Here is a 16,874-nt window from a genome sequence, read left to right as displayed (position 1 = left end):
GGCGTGAGCTAAGTCCTGAGTGAACCACGAGAGCCGAGGGAAGGTCCATGCGAAGAACCGCCCTGCTCGCCTCCGCCGCACTGCTGGCCGGTCTGCTCCCCTGGGCGACCGCGCGAGCCGCGGACGACCCGGCGCCAACCCCCGTCGACCGCTTCGAGGGCGAGGTGCCCTTCGCCTCGCAGCCCGCCGAGGGCATCTTCACCTGGGGAGGCGACACCGACGACCCGCCGGCCCTGTCGCTGACCGCACGCACCGACGCCCCCGAGGGCGCCAAGGTCCTCACCGGCACCTACGACATCAGCGGCTACGGCGGCTTCACGCACGACTTCGCCGCCGGCGAGCCCGCCCACGACTGGTCCGGCCACCAGGGCATCCGCTTCTGGTGGGACGGCCGGAACAACGGCAGGAAGATCGCCTTCGAGATCAAGGACGGCGGAGCGAACGGCGAGGCGTCGGAGCTGTGGACGACCTCGTTCACCGACGACTTCACCGGCTGGAAGCAGATCCGGATCCCCTTCGGCGACTTCGCGTACCGCACCGACTACCAGCCCGTCGGCGGCATCGACCACGTCCTCGGCCTCACGCGGATGTGGGGCTACGCCGTCACCCTCCCGCCTGGCGCCAAGGGCGACTTCGCCATGGACGGCGTGGAGCTGTACGGCCGGGGCGACCAGTCGCTGCACGCCTCCGTCACCACCGGCGCGGCGGTCTATCCGGTGCGCGAGGGCGGCACGGCGCGGGTGAGGGTCACCCTCGCCACCACCGGCTCCGCACCCGTCGACGAGCCGGTGACCGTCCGCTACGAGACCGGCGGCGGCAGCGCCGAGCCCGGCAAGGACTACACCCCCGTCTCCGGCACCCTCACCTTCCCGGCGGGCACCGCCTCCGGCACCGCGCGCACCATCGAGGTGCCCACCCGCGGGGACAGGGCGGCCGAACCCGCCGAGACCGTGCCCCTGAAGCTCACGGTCACCGGCGCGAAGGCCCCCGCCGAGACCCCGCAGGTCGTCATCGACGCCCACGGACTGCCGTACCTCGACAGCAGGCTGCCGGTGAAGAGGCGGGTCGCCGATCTCCTCGGCCGGATGTCCCTGGCGGAGAAGGCCGGGCAGATGACCCAGGCCGAGCGCGGCGCCATGACGGCCCCCGGCGACATCGCCGGCTACGGCCTCGGCTCGCTGCTGTCGGGCGGCGGCTCCACGCCCACGCCCAACACCCCCGAGGCCTGGGCGAAGATGATCGACGCCTTCCAGCTCCGCACCCGGGCGACCCGCTTCCAGATCCCGCTGATCTACGGCGTCGACGCGGTCCACGGTCACAACAACCTGTCCGGCGCCACGGTCATGCCGCACAACATCGGCCTCGGAGCCACCCGCGACCCCGGGCTGGCCGAGAAGACCGCCTCGGTGACGGCCGCGGAGGTCCGCGCGACCGGCGTCCCGTGGGACTTCGCCCCCTGCCTGTGCGTGAGCCGCGACGAACGCTGGGGCCGCTCCTACGAGTCCTTCGGCGAGGACCCCGCGCTCGTGCAGTCCATGGAGACCGTCATCCAGGGCCTGCAGGGCCGCGCCGACGGCAGGGACCTGGACCGCCACGACAAGGTGCTCGCCACCGCCAAGCACTTCCTCGGCGACGGCGGCACCGAGTACGGCTCCTCGACCACCGGCACCTACACGACCGACCAGGGCGTCACCAAGGTCACGCGGCAGCAGCTGGAGGCCGTCCATCTGGCCCCGTTCCGGACGGCCGTGGACCGGGGCGTCGGCACGGTCATGCCGTCGTACTCCTCCCTCGACATCCTCGGCGACGGCAAGGGCCCGGTGAAGATGCACGCCCGCGCCGACATGATCGACGGCGTGCTCAAGGACCGCCTGGGCTTCGACGGCTTCGTGATCAGCGACTGGAACGCCATCGACCAGCTTCCCGGCGACTACGCGTCCCACGTGCGCACGTCGGTCGGCGCGGGCCTGGACATGATGATGGTGCCGTACACCTACAAGGAGTTCACCGGCACTCTCGTCGACGAGGTGCGGGCGGGCCGGATCAGCCGGCACCGCATCGACGACGCCGTCTCGCGCATCCTGACCCAGAAGTTCCGGCTGGGCCTGTTCGAGCACCCGTACGCCGACACCGGCGGCGCCGCCGCCATCGGCTCCCGGGCGCACCGGGAGGTCGCCCGCCGGGCGGCCGCCGAGTCCCAGGTGCTGCTGAAGAACCGGGGCGCGGTGCTGCCCCTGAAGAAGAGCGAGAAGGTGTACGTCGCCGGCTCCAACGCCGACGACATCGGCAACCAGACCGGCGGCTGGACCCTCACCTGGCAGGGCTCCTCCGGGAACATCACCCCCGGCACCACCATCCTCCAGGGCATGCGGGAGGCGGGCGGGAACGTCACGTATTCCAAGGACGCCTCCGCTCCGACGGGCGGCTACGACGCCGGCGTGGTCGTCGTCGGCGAGACCCCGTACGCCGAGGGCGTCGGAGACGTCGGCAACGGCCACTCCCTCCAGCTGTCCGCCGCCGACCGGGCCGCCGTGGACAAGGTGTGCGCGGCGATGAAGTGCGCGGTGCTCGTCGTCTCCGGGCGGCCGCAGCTCATCGGCGACCGGCTGGACGGCATCGACGCCCTGGTGGCCTCCTGGCTGCCCGGCACCGAGGGCGAGGGGGTCGCGGACGTCCTCTACGGCAGGCGCCCCTTCACCGGCCGGCTCCCCGTCACCTGGCCCCGGTCCGAGGCACAGCTCCCGATCAACGTGGGCGATGCCTCCTACGACCCGCAGTTCCCGTACGGCTGGGGCCTGACCACCCTCACCCACGTCCCGCAGGGCGGTACGGCCGCCCTGCGCGCCCTCGCCGTGGCCGCCGCGGCGGCCGAGCGGGCGGGCGCCGACCGGACCGGGCGCGAACTGGTCACCCAGGCACGGCTGCTCGTCCAGCGCAAGGCCGGCGAACGGATCACCGAGTCCCTGGCGAAACCCTTCGCCGACGCCGACCACCTGCTGCTGACCGGCCGCTACGGGAAGGCGGTGGAGAAGCTGATGACGGCGTACCGGGCGGCGTAGCCACCCTGCCCGTCAGCTTGTACGACCGGTACGGGGAGGCTTCGGGTAGTTTCGAAGCATGAAGGCCGTCCTGCGGACCCGAAGCCTCACCGCACTGCTGCTGGTCGCCCTCGCCCTGCTGGCGGCGACCGCGTTCGCACCCCGCGCGAGCACGCGGACCGGCGTCTCCACGATCGCCCAGGCGCTGCGCAGGAGCCCGGTCTACGTCGACCCGGCGGCCTCCGCCCAGTTGCCGAAGCCGGACGCCGACGCCCTCGCGAAACGGATCAAGGACGCGAACAAGCCGCTGTTCATCGCGGTCCTGCCCGCCGGCTATCCCACGGCGAACCTCTTCTCCGACCTGCGCGCCGCGACCGGCATCACCGGCCTGTACGGCATCCGCCTCGGCGACCGCTTCGATGCCCGCGCCGACTCCTCCGTCATGTCGGCCACCGCCCGGCGGAACCTGGTCGCCAGCGTCCAGGGCGAGGACGCCAAGACCCAGCTGACCGACTTCACCGACCGCGCCCTGGCCAACATGGGCGGCCACGCCCCGAAGAGCTGGGGCTCGGCCGGCTCGGCCGGCGGCGGTGCGTCGAGCACCGGCCTGATCACGGCGGTCGCGGTGCTGGTGGCCGGCGGCGCGGGCGCGTACGCGCTGGTCCGCCGGAGCCGGCGCCGTCGCGAGGAGGAGCAGCGGGCCGCCCTGGACCGGCTGCGGGTGGTCGTGGACGAGGACATCACCGCCTTCGGCGAGGAACTCGACCGCCTGGACTTCCAGCCGTCGGAGCCGGGCGCCGACGACGCGATGCGCGCCGACTACGCGCACGCTCTGGACGCCTACGAGACGGCGAAGCAGCGGATGGCCGAGGCCCGCAGGCCGGAGGACGTCCGGCCGGTCACCGAGGTCCTGGACGACGGCCGCTTCTCCCTCGCCCGGCTGGCCGCCCGCCGCGAGGGCCGCCCGCTCCCCGAACGCCGGCCGCCCTGCTTCTTCGACCCCCGCCACGGCCCGTCGGCCACCGACGCCGACTGGACCCCGCCCGGCGGCGCCCCGCGCCGGGTCCCGGTCTGCGCGGCCGACGCCACCCGGCTGGCCGACGGCCGCGACCCGGTGGTCCGCGAGGTCGACACCGACCACGGCCGCCGCCCCTACTGGGACGCCGGACCGGCGTACGGCCCCTGGGCGGGCGGCTACTTCGGCGGCGGCATCCTGCCCGGCCTGCTCGTCGGCACCCTGCTCGGCAGCGTGATGGCCACCCCCTCGTACGCGGCGGACTACGGCGCCGGGTACGGCGACTTCGGCTCCGGCGGCTACGACGGCGGAGACATGTCCGGCACGGACTTCGATCCCGGGGACTTCGGGGGCGGGTTCGGGGACGGCGGCGGCTTCGACGGGGGAGACGGCGGGGGCGACTTCGGCGGCGGATTCTGAGGCCCGCCGCTCACCGGGGCCCCGGTCCTCCCCGCGGCACGGCCGCGCCGCGCGCGACGTCGCCCGCCCCGTTCCCCGGGGCGGGCGACGCGGGGCCGTGCACGGCCGATCAGGCGTTCTTGATCGCCGAGATGTCGAAGTTCAGCTTGATCTTGTCCGAGATGAGGACGCCGCCGGTCTCCAGCGCCGCGTTCCAGGTGAGGCCCCACTCGGAGCGCAGGATCTCGGTCCGGCCCTCGAACCCGACGCGCTCGTTGCCGAACGGGTCCTTCGCGGAGCCGTTGAACTCCAGGTCGATGGTGATCGGCTTGGTGACGCCGAGCAGGGAGAGGTCACCGGTGATGCGGTAGTCGTCACCGCCCAGGGCCTCCGCCTTGGTCGAGCGGAACGTCATCGTCGGGAACTCGTCGATCTTGAAGAAGTCGGCCGACTTCAGGTGGCCGTCGCGGTCGGCGTTGCCCGTCTCGATGCTCGCCATCTCGATGTCGAGCGTGGCCGTGGAGGCGGCCGGGTTCGCGCCGTCGAGGTGCAGGGAGCCGGTGAACTCCTGGAAGCCGCCCTTGACGTTGGTGACCATGGCGTGCCGGGCGACGAAGCCGATCGTGCTGTGCGCGGGGTCGATCGTGTAGTCACCGGTCAGCGCCGACAGGTCGGCGGCCGGTGCGGTGGTGGCCGGCGCCGCGGCGGTCGAGGGGGTGCTGTCCTTGCGGCCGAAGATGCCCATGATGTGTGCTCCAGATCGATCTGTTTAACGTTCAACGAACTCGGTGATTCCGACCGTAGACCCATTCGGTTCAGTTTTCAACATCATCCGCACCGTGGTTCCAGTATCACGCACGGTAGTCGGCTACGCCCTCTGGCGAACGCGCGTAGAACTCGGGCACCATCTGCGTGCACCACCTGCACAGCCGCCCCACACAGCACGGCCGACCGCAGGAAGGAACCCCCATGCGGACCGACAAGGTCAGAAAACTCCGCCCTCTGATGACCGCGCTCGCCCTCGTCGTCGCCCCCGGCGTCGCCGTCGTCGGCACCGCCACCGACGCCTTCGCCGTCACCAAGATCAGCCACGCGACCGCCACCCAGATGTTCCGGGACGTGGGCATCACCTGGTCGTCCTCCGGCGGCTGCTCCGACCGGAACAACTCCACCTGTACGTCCTTCGACCAGCTCAACCTCGCCACCGCGCAGGGCGCCCAGACCCTCAAGCGGGCCACCGGATGCGCCCTGAACATCACCGGCGGCACCGAGACCGGCCACGCCTCCGGGACCTACTCCCACTGGAACGGCTACAAGCTCGACTACGGCAAGAACACGTGCGTGACGTCGTACATCAAGAACACCTTCACCTATATCGGGCTGCGCGGTGACGGAGCCCCGCAGTACCAGTCCGGCTCCGGCAACATCTACGCCGACGAGGGCAGCCACTGGGACGTCCTCTACTACAACTGCGGCGGCTGCTGAGACGGCGTGCGTCCCGCCCCGGGCGGGCCCGCCGTGGCCGCCGTCCGGCGGGCCGGTACGGTGGGGCCGTCCGGGGCCTTGGGCGCAGCCGCCGGAGAGCGTCCCGGACGGCCCGGTGCGCGCCGCGGAGCGGACCGCCGGCGACGCCGGGGTCCGATCGGCGGACCGCCGTCCGAGGGGCCCCGTCACTCCGGCGAGGGCATGTTCCACCCGCGAATGTGAGGTGACTCTCAGGTGGCGGGTTTGTGGCACCTCTACAACACCGGCGCCCCCTGAGCAGTCGGAACGGCTGCACAGCGCTCCGGTTCTGTTCACTGCTACCAGGAAAACGGGCCGGAGACTGTACGGAGTCGACGGCTCGCATTCCTTGGTGTCCTTCGTAAGGTCGCTACATGACCGTTTTGGAAGAGACGACGGGTGAGCCGACCGGCGAGCCGACGGACGCGCGCGGACGGGTCGCCGAGCTGCACGAGATTCGTGCGCGGGCCGTGGCCGGTCCCAGCGAGAAGGCGACCGAGGCGCAGCACGCCAAGGGCAAGCTGACGGCGCGGGAGCGGATCGAGCTGCTCCTGGACCCGGGTTCCTTCCAGGAGGTCGAGCAGCTGCGCCGGCACCGGGCGACCGGTTTCGGGCTGGAGGCGAAGAAGCCGTACACCGACGGTGTGATCACCGGCTGGGGCACGGTGGAGGGCCGCACGGTCTTCGTCTACGCCCACGACTTCCGGATCTTCGGCGGTGCGCTGGGCGAGGCCCACGCGACCAAGATCCACAAGATCATGGACATGGCCATCGCGGCCGGTGCGCCGCTGGTGTCGCTGAACGACGGCGCGGGCGCCCGTATCCAGGAGGGCGTCTCGGCGCTGGCCGGTTACGGCGGCATCTTCCAGCGCAACACCCGGGCGAGCGGGGTCATCCCGCAGATCTCGGTGATGCTCGGTCCGTGCGCGGGCGGCGCGGCCTACAGCCCCGCCCTGACCGACTTCGTGTTCATGGTCCGCGAGACCTCGCAGATGTTCATCACCGGCCCGGACGTGGTCAAGGCGGTCACGGGCGAGGAGATCACCCAGAACGGCCTGGGCGGCGCCGACGTCCACGCCGAGACCTCCGGCGTCTGCCACTTCGCCTACGACGACGAGGAGACGTGCATCGCCGAGGTGCGCTACCTCCTCTCGCTGCTGCCGCAGAACAACCGCGAGAACCCGCCGCGCGTGGAGGCCTCGGACCCGGTGGACCGCCGCTCCGACGTCCTGCTCGACCTGGTCCCGGCGGACGGCAACCGCCCGTACGACATGACCAAGGTCATCGAGGAGATCGTCGACGACGGCGAGTACCTGGAGGTCCACGAGCGCTGGGCCCGCAACATCATCTGCGCCCTCGGCCGCCTGGACGGCCAGGTCGTGGGCCTCATCGCCAACCAGCCCCAGGTCCTGGCCGGCGTCCTGGACATCGAGGCGAGTGAAAAAGCTGCGCGCTTTGTCCAGATGTGTGACGCTTTCAATATCCCGATCGTCACCCTCCTGGACGTGCCGGGGTTCCTCCCCGGGGTGGACCAGGAGCACGGCGGAATCATCCGGCACGGCGCCAAGCTGCTGTACGCCTACTGCAACGCCACCGTGCCCCGCGTCTCGATCATCCTGCGCAAGGCGTACGGAGGTGCCTACATCGTCATGGACTCCCAGTCCATCGGCGCCGACCTCACCTACGCCTGGCCGACGAACGAGATCGCCGTGATGGGCGCGGACGGCGCCGCGAACGTCATCTTCCGCCGGCAGATCGCCGAGGCCGACGACCCCGAGGCCATGCGTCAGAAGATGGTCAAGGAGTACAAGGCCGAGCTGATGCACCCCTACTACGCGGCCGAGCGCGGCCTGGTGGACGACGTCATCGACCCCGCCGAGACCCGCGAGGTGCTGGTCAAGTCCCTGGCGATGCTGCAGTCCAAGCACGCCGACCTGCCCTCCCGCAAGCACGGCAACCCCCCGCAGTAACCGAGCGGACCCGCCGCGGCAACCCCGCGGACCCCTCATCCACGGAGACTGACACCCATGAGCACTCCTGACATCCGCGTCGAGAAGGGCCACGCCGAGCCCGAGGAGGTCGCCGCCATCACGGCCGTCCTCATGGCTCGCGCGGCCGTCCAGCCGGCCTCCACGACCCCGGCCCACCGGGGCCGCGCCAAGGCGGGCTGGCGCCGCCTGGAACGCGAGGGCGGCTTCCGCGCGCCGCACAGCTGGCACTGACGCCCTTGTGCGTGATCGGCCCCGCCACTCCTCCGGGAGGGCGGGGCCGCGGTGTGTTCAGCCGACGGCGGCGGTGCCTCGTCCGGCGGGTCCGCCGCCGCGAACGTGTCGCACACGCCGTCGACCACGGCCTGCCGGCCGCTCTCCTCCAGCCCGGGGAACTCCCGGTCGAGGAAGGACGCCGGCCGGCCGTAGACCGCGTCCGCGATCTCCTCGAACCGGCGCCGCACGCCCCGCCGGCAGGAGCCCCGACACCCGCAGCCGGACCGGCTCGGCCGTGTCCAGCCGGCGTTCCTGCCCGGGGTACGACAAAAGGGCCCCTCCCGGCAGGAAAGGGCCCCTCGACGGTGCTCCGGTCAGCGCAGGCGCGCCATGAGGGCGTGTTCCACGAGCGTGATGAGGGCGCTCTTGGCGTCGGCGCGGTGGCGGGCGTCGGTGGTGATGATCGGGGTGTCGGGTCCGATCTGCAGTGCCTCGCGCACCTCGTCGGGGTTGTACGGCTGATTGCCGTCGAAGCCGTTGAGGGCGATGACGAAGGGCAGGCCGGAGTTCTCGAAGTAGTCGACGGCGGGGAAGCAGTCGGCGAGGCGGCGGGTGTCGACGAGGACGATGGCGCCGATGGCGCCGCGGACCAGGTCGTCCCACATGAACCAGAAGCGGTCCTGGCCGGGGGTGCCGAACAGGTACAGGATGAGGTCCTGGTCCAGGGTGATGCGGCCGAAGTCCATGGCCACCGTGGTGGTGGTCTTGTCCCCGGTGTGGGTGAGGTCGTCGATGCCGGCCGAAGCGGACGTCATGACGGCTTCTGTGCGCAGCGGGTTGATCTCCGAGACGGCGCCGACGAACGTGGTCTTGCCCACGCCGAAGCCGCCCGCCACCACGATCTTCGCGGAGGTGGTGGAGCGGGAAGGACCGCCGCTAGAGCTTGCGAAGTCCACTGAGCACCCTTTCGAGCAGTGTCACGTCTGGCTGGCCGCCGGCGTTCTCGTCGCCGCCGGGCTGATGGATGGCGACCAGGCCCGCTTCCGCCAAGTCGGCGACGAGGATCCTGGCCACGCCGAGGGGGATCGTCAGCAGGGCCGAGACCTCGGCCACCGATTTGATCTCCCGGCACAGATTGCAGATCCGCTGATGCTCGGGCAACTGACCCTGCATCTGGTGCGGAGCGGCGGTGGTGTGCACCAGCGCCTCGATGGCGAGCTGGTAGCGCGGGCGGGTCCGGCCGCCGGTCATGGCGTACGGACGCACCAGGGGGTTGTTCGCAGCCGGTGCCGGCTCCGGGCGGCGCTGCGGCTGCACCGGCTGGATCCGGGGGGCCGGGGGCTGGTCGTACGGGGACGGGCCGGGGCCCTGCGGGGCGTACGGCTGCCGGTGGCTGGGGGAGGAGGGGAAGTTGTACCGGTTCGCCGAACCGTCGCCCTGTCCCTGCCCAGGGCCGTACGACCAGTTACCCGAAGACGGACCGCCTGGGGGTGTTGCCACTTTCTCCTCCTCCGACTGCGCCGGGCGCCCAAACCTGTGGAGCCGCGTCCCGAAACCTTACGGCCCCGGGACACGAATACGCACCGTCCGATTACTAGTTGAGAAGGCTCCCCTGGAGCTCCGCACGGAGATCCGGGGTGAGAACCGTGCCCGCGCGGTCCACCAGAAGGGCCATCTCGTACCCGATGAGGCCGATGTCCGCCTCCGGGTGGGCCAGGACCGCGAGCGAGGAACCGTCGGAGATGGACATGATGAAGAGGAATCCCCGCTCCATCTCCACAACCGTCTGGTTCACGCTGCCGCCCTCGAAGATGCGCGAGGCACCCGCGGTCAGTGAGGTCAGACCGGAGGCGACGGCCGCGAGCTGGTCGGCGCGGTCGCGGGGGAAGCCTTCGGACATCGCCAGAAGGAGTCCGTCGGCGGAGACCACCACCGTGTGGGACACCCCCGGGGTGTTGTCCACGAAGTTGGTGATCAACCAGTTCAGGTTCTGTGCCGCCTGGCTCATCGGGCTCACACTAACGCTCCTGGTTGTAGGTGCTGTCAGGCCCACCGTGCTGATTCGTGGTGGCCTGGCCGTTCGTTTCACTGCCTGCGCTGCGTCCGCGCTGGACGCCTCGGCGCAGGTTGCTCAGCCTGCCCCGGACGTCCTCCGGGGCGCGGGAGACCTGCGGGCCTCCCTGGGGGGTGGTCTCCGCCGCACCCTCGACCAGATTGGCCTTGGGCACCCGCCGCGGCAGGCCGGAGGCGGTGACCCCGCCGGCCTTCGGCTTGCGCAGCGCGGAGGCCTGCTGCCACCGCTGGTCGTTCGCCGAGCGCCAGCTGTCGTCGCCGTTGCTCCCCGGCGCGTCGCCCGGAGCCTGGGCGGGAGCCTGCGCCTCCTGCCGCCCGTGCGAGTCGCCGGCGCCGTTGGAGCCGCTCGCGGTGGCTCCGCGGCGGGGCAGCCCGGCACCGGTCAGCCCGTGGGCGGCGGGAGCGGCCGGCCCCGGACGGTCGAAGCCTACGTGGTTCCGCTCACCCGCGTCAGCGGCCTGCGAGGATTCCGCTTCCGGAGCGTACTGGGCCGGATAGCCGTTCTGGTAGCCGTCCTGCTGGGGCCAGTCGTCCTGGTAGGAAGGGCTGTCGTAGGAGCCGAAGCCGTCGGCCGCCTGAGCGTGCGCGGGCGCCTGCTCCTCCTGGGCCGGTTCCGGGTACGTCGCGTCGGGGTAGCCGCCGCCACCCGCCGGGTAGCCGTCGCCCCGCGGCAGACCGCCGTTCGGCGCGTAGTACTGCTCGTCGTACGACTTCTCGTACGGCTGCTCGTACGACTCCTGGTACGCCGCCTGCTGCTCCTCGTACGAGGGCTGCTGCTCCTGGTACGCGTTCTGCTGCTGTTCCTGGTACGGCTGCTCGGTGTAACCCGTGGCACCGCCGTCGTAGCCCTGCCCCGCCTCGAAGTCGTCACGGTAGCCCTCGGCGGACTCGTGCTGACCGTGGCCCTGGGCCTCCAGGGCCGCCCGGCGCTCCTCGCGCTTCAGTGAGCGGCCCACGGGGTCGAGCCCGCTCAGGTCGTCGGGGACCTCCGCCGAGTACTGGCTGTCGTCGAAGCCGAGTTCGGCGGCGGTGCGCATGGGCTGCGGCTGGGGGAAGCTCTCCGCCCGGAACTGCTGCTCCGGGATGATCTGCGAGACGGTGAACTCCTCGCGACCCAGCGGCGCGTCGCCGCCACCGCCGTGCGTGATCGCGTCCGGCAGCATGACCAGGGAGGTCGTACCGGCCTGCTCGCCCGAGGGGCGCAGCTGGACCCGGATGCCGTGCCGGTCGGACAGCCGGCCGACCACGAACAGGCCCATGCGCTGGGAGATCGCGGCGTCCACGGTCGGCGGGTTGGCCAGCTTGTGGTTGATGTCCGCGAAGTCCTCGGCGGTCAGGCCGATGCCCTTGTCGTGGATCTCGATCATGACGCGGCCGTCGGGGAGACGGGTCGCGGTCACGCGGACCTTGGTCTGCGGCGAGGAGAACGTGGTCGCGTTCTCCAGCAGCTCGGCCAGCAGGTGCACGAGGTCGGTGACCGCGCGGCCGTGGATCTCGGCCTCCGGCACGCCGGACAGCTCGATGCGCTCGTACTGCTCGACCTCGGAGGAGGCGGCGCGCAGCACGTCGACCAGCGGGACCGGCTGGTCCCAGCGGCGGCCGGGCTCCTCGCCGGCGAGGACCAGCAGGTTCTCGCCGTTGCGGCGCATGCGGGTGGCCAGGTGGTCCAGCCGGAAGAGGTTCTCCAGCTGGTCCGGGTCCGCCTCGTTGTTCTCCAGGTCGGTGATCAGGGTCAGCTGGCCCTCGATCAGCGACTGGTTGCGGCGCGAGAGGTTGGTGAAGATCGCGTTGATGTTGCCCCGCAGCAGGGCCTGCTCGGCGGCGAGCCGGACCGCCTCGCGGTGGACCTGGTCGAAGGCGCGGGCGACCTCGCCGATCTCGTCCTTGCTGGTGATCGGGATCGGGGTGACCCGGGTGTCGACCCGGCCGGGGTCGGTGCGCGAGAGCTGGTCGACCAGCATCGGCAGCCGCTGCTCGGCGATGCCGAAGGCGGCGTTGCGCAGCTGGCGCATCGAGCGGCTCATCTGGCGGGCCACGAGACCGGCCAGGAGGAACGCGGCCAGCAGCGCGATCACGACCACGGCGCCGGTGATGAACGCGGAGGTCTTGGCGTCGTCGGCGATGCCGGACGCCTCGCTCACCGCCTTGTCGGCCATGTCCGACTCGATCTGGCGGTAGGCCTTGTACCTCAGCGTGTTGACCGCGTACCAGTTCTCGGCGGTGACGCCCTTGGCGGCCAGCCCCTGACGGGTGAGGGCGCCGGTGTCCTTCATGGTGGCGAGCAGGGAGACCATGTTGGTCGGGTCGGCCGGCGGGGCGACGTAGCCCGGGTTCGCCGCCTTGGCCTTCTGGGCCAGGGCGGCGCCGTCGGTCTTCATCTTCTCCTGCGCGTCGGCCAGCTTCTGCGCGTCGGCCTCGGTGCCACCGCCGAGGTACTCCTCCAGAGCGATGCGCTCCAGATAGGCGTACGAGGACAGGGCGACCCGCTGGTTGGCCAGGTTCCCGGCGTCCGGGCCGGGGTTGACCAGCAGATGCGTGCCGATCGACCGCTCCAGCGACAGCGCCGCCTTGGTCAGCGACATGGCATAGACGGTACGGCCGTAGGAGGTGATGTTGCCGGTGCCCAGACCGAGTTCGTTGGCGAACTCCATCAGCGGGTGGGAGACCTCGACGTACCCCTCTTCGGTCTGCACGCCGTGCACCTTGGAGGTGTAGGCGACCTGACGCAGCTGGGTCAGCTTCGGTTCGACCTCGCGGAACAGCTTCAGCCGGCGCTCCAGGCCCGACTTGTTCGGCATGCTCTTCGTGGCCTGGTCGAAACCGTCGGCGGCCTGGTCCGTCGCCTTGCGGGCGGCCACGACACCGGGGTCGTTCTTCTTGTTCTGCAGCAGCGGGACCGCGGTGACGTCGCGCTCGTTCTCGAGGGCGTCGGCGTAACTGAGGGCGGCACGCACCAGGCGGGCGGTGTTCTCGGCGTCGCGGGCCTGATTCCAGGTGTCGATCGAGTTCTTCACCTGGAAGCCGCCCATGACGAGACCGACCGCCACGGGTATCAGCAGGATCGCGTTCAGACGGGTCGGCACCCGCCAGTTGCGCGGGGAGAAACGGCCGCCGCTCGACGCGGGGGCGGCCGCCGGTTCCGCACCGGGCACGGGGCTGGGCGCCACAGCGCGCGGCGGCGGGGTGAAGTTGCCCCGTGCCGACGGCTCGGGACCGTTCTTGCTTCGCCTCACTCGACCAACAACCTCTCGGCGGTCGGCACCTACGTCGTGCCGCAGTCTCTCAGAGCCCGGTTCGCCACAGACCACTGTGGGGTACGTCTTCGACCATTGGGCAGTTCAGGCATTCCAGCACGTGGACCAGCGCACTTCCAAACAGTGGAAACCTTGTGACGCCACCGTTGTAAACCCAAGATAAAACGGTCATACAGAGCGAGCCCCGCCAAAAGGCGGGGCGTTCGTGCGCGCAGCGGCACCACGCGACCGCGCCGCGTGGCAATGCCGGGCGATTCCTCTGCCGAACTGTTATGAACACCGGAGCCGACCGTGTCAAAGGCCACAGTCGGCTCCGGATCTCTCACGACAACTGCCGTGCGGCACGTCGTACTTGAGTACTACCTCAGGCGCGCCATGAGGGCGTGCTCCACGAGCGTGATGAGCGCGCTCTTGGCGTCGGCGCGGTGGCGGGCGTCGGTGGTGATGATCGGGGTGTCGGGTCCGATCTGCAGTGCCTCGCGCACCTCGTCCGGGGTGTAGGGCTGGCTGCCGTCGAAGCCGTTGAGGGCGATGACGAACGGGAGGCCGGAGTTCTCGAAGTAGTCGACGGCGGGGAAGCAGTCGGCGAGGCGGCGGGTGTCGACGAGGACGATGGCGCCGATGGCGCCGCGGACCAGGTCGTCCCACATGAACCAGAAGCGGTCCTGGCCGGGGGTGCCGAACAGGTACAGGATGAGGTCCTGGTCCAGGGTGATGCGGCCGAAGTCCATGGCCACCGTGGTGGTGGTCTTGTCCCCGGTGTGGGTGAGGTCGTCGATGCCGGCCGAAGCGGACGTCATGACGGCTTCTGTGCGCAGCGGGTTGATCTCCGAGACGGCGCCGACGAACGTGGTCTTGCCCACGCCGAAGCCGCCCGCCACCACGATCTTCGCCGAGGTGGTGGCCCGGCCCGCGTCAGAGCTTGCGAAGTCCACTGAGCACCCTTTCGAGCAGCGTCACATCCGGAGCGCCACCGTTGTTCTCGTCGCCACCCGGCTGGTGGATGGCGACCAGGCCGGCCTCGGCGAGGTCGGCCACCAGGATCCGGGCCACGCCCAGCGGCATGGCCAGCAGGGCGGACACCTCCGCGACCGACTTGACCTCTCGGCACAGGTGGCAGATCCGCTGGTGCTCCGGGAGCAATCCCATGAGCGCTGCCGGATCGGCCGTCGTGCTGATGAGGGCCTCGATGGCGAGCTGGTAGCGCGGCCGGGTCCGGCCGCCGGTCATCGCGTACGGACGCACCAGCGGCTGGTCGCCCTCGTCCCCGTACGGCTCCGCGTACGGATCATGATGGGCGGTGGGCGGGGTCATGAATCCTCCGGGCGGGACAGCAAGTCGGTCAGTCAAGCCGTCTGACGGGGCCGGTGGGGGGATTGTGGCGGCCGGACGGTGTTTTGGTGAGGTGGGTGGTGCCGGGGGCGGTCAGTGAAGCAGACTGCCTTGGAGTTCGGCGCGCAGATCCGGGGTGAGTACCGCACCCGCGCGGTCGACGAGCAGTGCCATCTCGTAGCCGACGAGGCCGATGTCCGCATCGGGATGGGCCAGGACCGCGAGGGACGACCCGTCCGAGATGGACATGAGGAAGAGGAACCCGCGTTCCATCTCGACGACCGTCTGTGCCACGCTGCCGCCCTCGAAGATCCGGGACGCCCCGGCCGTGAGGGAGGTAAGCCCGGACGCGACGGCCGCCAGCTGGTCGGCGCGGTCCCGCGGGAAACCCTCGGACATCGCCAGCAGAAGGCCGTCGGCGGAGACCACCACTGTGTGGGACACCCCGGGGGTGTTGTCCACGAAGTTGGTGATCAACCAGTTCAGGTTCTGTGCCGCCTGGCTCATCGGACTCAACTAACGCTCCTGCTGGTGAGTGGGGCTCGGGAAGCTGCCGGTCTGGCCGCTGCCGGCCTGACGGCCCTGAGCGATACCCCGACGAAGATTGGTCAGCCGTCCGCGTACGTCGTCAGGCGCACGCGAGACCTGCGGACCGGCTTGGTGCTGTTGCTGCTGTGCCGTGCCCGGGACGAGGTTCGCCCGGGGCACCCGACGCGGCAGGCCGGAGGTGGTGACACCGCCGGCGGCGGGCTGCCGGACGCGTTCTGCCTGCCGTACGAGTTCGTCGTTCGGCGAGGTGCGCCAGGAGCCGGTGTGGGAAACGGAACGCTGCGGAGCCGGGGCCTCGGACTGAGCCGGGGCCGGCTGCTGCTGCGCTTGCTGCGGCGCCGGGGCGCCACCCTGCTGCTGACTGCCGTGGAACCAGTTGGTCTCCAGCGTGTCGTACAGCGGGGTACGGCCGTCGCCCGGACCACTGGCCGGGGGCAGTGCCCATGCGTCGCTCGCCCCGCGTCCCTCGTCGGGGCGCTGCGCGGCGCCCCGGTGGTCGGGCTCGCGGCGCACCGGGCGCTGCTGCTGCGGGGCGGGCAGGCGCGGGGCGCCGAAGCCGGCCGGGCCGTCCTGGGGCGCGTGGGCGTCGCGGCCGCCCGGCTGCGGATGCCCGAACTGGCCGCCGCCCGCCGGGTTCTGGCGGCCGGGCAGGGCGTGCTGGCCGGTGGAGCCGCCGTCGTAGCCCTGCGGGGCGGCGAACTGGCCCGTGTTCTGGCCGGCGTTCGGGGCGCCGCCGTCCGGCCGGCCGGAGGCCGGGGTACCGAAGACGTCGGAGCGGACGAACGAGCCGGAGCCCTGCTGGTTGCCGGGCTGCGACGCGAACCGGTCCTGCTGGGTGTCGGGGCGCCCGTACTGCTCCTGCTGCGCGGCGTCGGGGCGGGCGTAGCCGCCCGTCGGCTGCGAGGTGCCGGGGCGGGCGAACTGGCCGGTCTGCCGGGGGCTTTCCGGACGCGGGAACCCGCCGGCGCCCTGGGTACCGCTCGGGCCGCTCAGCTCGGGGCGCGGGAACTCGCCCGTGGCGGCCGGTCCCTGCGCGTCGATCCGGGGTATCTCGGCGGTCGCGCCCGGACCCTGCCGGTCGTCGACGCGCGGCATGCGCGAGGTCTGCGAGGGGTCCTGCTCGTCGTGGCCGCGCGGGGCGTCCAGCGAGGCGCGCGAGAGCGGGGCCTGGGTGTCCGCCCAGTCCGGGGTGCGCTGCTGCGGGTCACCGCCGGGCAGCTCGGCCCGCGGGCCGCCGCGCGGCGGCAGCTGGGGCTGACGGTTCCGGTCGCCGGGGGCGGCGGGCCGCTGCGGGCCGCGGCCGCCGAAGGCGTCCTGCTGCGGTCCGCCCGGGTTCGCGGCCTGCAGGCCGTGCCGGCCGCCCGGCGCCTGGCCGCCGAAGCCACCCGCGCCGGCACCCGCCGGCGCCTGCCGGTTCTGCTGGTTTATGTACTCACCGACGACCTCTCCTGGAATCTCGTGCGGTATATGCCGCACGTTCAGCAGATGAGCAAGCAGGGGACGACGT

Annotated in this window: 13 protein-coding genes and 2 pseudogenes; 5 read left to right on the top strand and 10 right to left on the bottom strand. The window is 71.5% G+C overall.

Annotation, left to right across the window (positions count from 1 at the left end; translation table 11 throughout):
* Positions 1–47 precede the first annotated feature (47 nt).
* Both ABVB68_RS32530 and ABVB68_RS32525 read left to right on the top strand, forming a co-directional pair.
* Positions 48–3,059, top strand: coding sequence for a glycoside hydrolase family 3 protein (locus tag ABVB68_RS32530; protein WP_353604776.1), 3,012 nt, complete (start codon positions 48–50; stop codon positions 3,057–3,059).
* 58 nt (positions 3,060–3,117) lie between these two features.
* A complete protein-coding gene (locus ABVB68_RS32525; RefSeq protein WP_353604775.1) occupies positions 3,118–4,473 on the top strand; it encodes a hypothetical protein in 1,356 nt (451 codons plus the stop codon).
* 109 nt (positions 4,474–4,582) lie between these two features.
* Here the strand turns inward: ABVB68_RS32525 and ABVB68_RS32520 are convergent, their stop codons facing one another.
* Positions 4,583–5,197, bottom strand: a complete 615-nt coding sequence (locus tag ABVB68_RS32520) for a YceI family protein (RefSeq protein WP_353604774.1) — start codon at positions 5,195–5,197, stop codon at positions 4,583–4,585.
* Positions 5,198–5,421: 224 nt separating this feature from the next.
* Here ABVB68_RS32520 and ABVB68_RS32515 point away from each other — a divergent pair, with 224 nt between their 5' ends.
* From ABVB68_RS32515 to ABVB68_RS32505, 3 genes are all read left to right on the top strand, one after another.
* Entirely contained in the window at positions 5,422–5,937 is a 516-nt protein-coding gene (locus ABVB68_RS32515; protein WP_353604773.1) for a hypothetical protein, read from the top strand.
* Positions 5,938–6,329: 392 nt separating this feature from the next.
* Positions 6,330–7,925, top strand: coding sequence for an acyl-CoA carboxylase subunit beta (locus ABVB68_RS32510; protein WP_353604772.1), 1,596 nt, complete (start codon positions 6,330–6,332; stop codon positions 7,923–7,925).
* Positions 7,926–7,982: 57 nt separating this feature from the next.
* Positions 7,983–8,177 carry an acyl-CoA carboxylase subunit epsilon gene (locus ABVB68_RS32505; protein WP_353604771.1) on the top strand — a complete coding sequence of 65 codons (195 nt, stop codon included), beginning with the start codon at positions 7,983–7,985 and terminating at the stop codon, positions 8,175–8,177.
* Between the two features lie 89 nt (positions 8,178–8,266).
* Here ABVB68_RS32505 and ABVB68_RS37080 read toward each other — a convergent pair.
* From ABVB68_RS37080 to ABVB68_RS32465, 9 genes and pseudogenes are all read right to left on the bottom strand, one after another.
* Positions 8,267–8,407, bottom strand: a pseudogene (locus ABVB68_RS37080) (NACHT N-terminal Helical domain 1-containing protein); the annotation flags it as partial.
* A 126-nt stretch (positions 8,408–8,533) separates the two neighbouring features.
* Positions 8,534–9,115 carry a GTP-binding protein gene (locus tag ABVB68_RS32500; RefSeq protein ID WP_026248371.1) on the bottom strand — a complete coding sequence of 194 codons (582 nt, stop codon included), beginning with the start codon at positions 9,113–9,115 and terminating at the stop codon, positions 8,534–8,536.
* A complete protein-coding gene (locus ABVB68_RS32495; RefSeq protein WP_353604770.1) occupies positions 9,096–9,659 on the bottom strand; it encodes a DUF742 domain-containing protein in 564 nt (187 codons plus the stop codon). The genes ABVB68_RS32500 and ABVB68_RS32495 overlap by 20 nt, the downstream gene beginning before the upstream one ends.
* A gap of 94 nt (positions 9,660–9,753) precedes the next feature.
* Positions 9,754–10,167 (bottom strand): roadblock/LC7 domain-containing protein, encoded by a 414-nt coding sequence (locus ABVB68_RS32490; RefSeq protein ID WP_004983065.1) that lies wholly within the window; start codon positions 10,165–10,167, stop codon positions 9,754–9,756.
* Between the two features lie 10 nt (positions 10,168–10,177).
* Positions 10,178–13,465 (bottom strand): sensor histidine kinase, encoded by a 3,288-nt coding sequence (locus ABVB68_RS32485; protein ID WP_353604769.1) that lies wholly within the window; start codon positions 13,463–13,465, stop codon positions 10,178–10,180.
* A 380-nt stretch (positions 13,466–13,845) separates the two neighbouring features.
* On the bottom strand, positions 13,846–14,421 hold the full coding sequence (locus ABVB68_RS32480) for a GTP-binding protein (protein WP_353604768.1): 576 nt from the start codon (positions 14,419–14,421) through the stop codon (positions 13,846–13,848).
* On the bottom strand, positions 14,402–14,800 hold the full coding sequence (locus tag ABVB68_RS32475; protein WP_009190816.1) for a DUF742 domain-containing protein: 399 nt from the start codon (positions 14,798–14,800) through the stop codon (positions 14,402–14,404). The genes ABVB68_RS32480 and ABVB68_RS32475 overlap by 20 nt, the downstream gene beginning before the upstream one ends.
* Positions 14,801–14,911: 111 nt before the next feature.
* Complete coding sequence (locus ABVB68_RS32470; protein ID WP_184970701.1) at positions 14,912–15,325, bottom strand: roadblock/LC7 domain-containing protein; 414 nt, start codon at positions 15,323–15,325, stop codon at positions 14,912–14,914.
* Between the two features lie 9 nt (positions 15,326–15,334).
* Positions 15,335–16,874: pseudogene (locus tag ABVB68_RS32465) on the bottom strand (nitrate- and nitrite sensing domain-containing protein); the annotation flags it as partial.

The sequence above is a fragment of the Streptomyces sp. NPDC096012 genome (assembly GCF_040426375.1).
GTDB lineage: Bacteria > Actinomycetota > Actinomycetes > Streptomycetales > Streptomycetaceae > Streptomyces.
The sequence above is the reverse complement of the archived record's forward strand: the minus strand, read 5'-3'. Positions and strand labels throughout refer to the sequence as shown.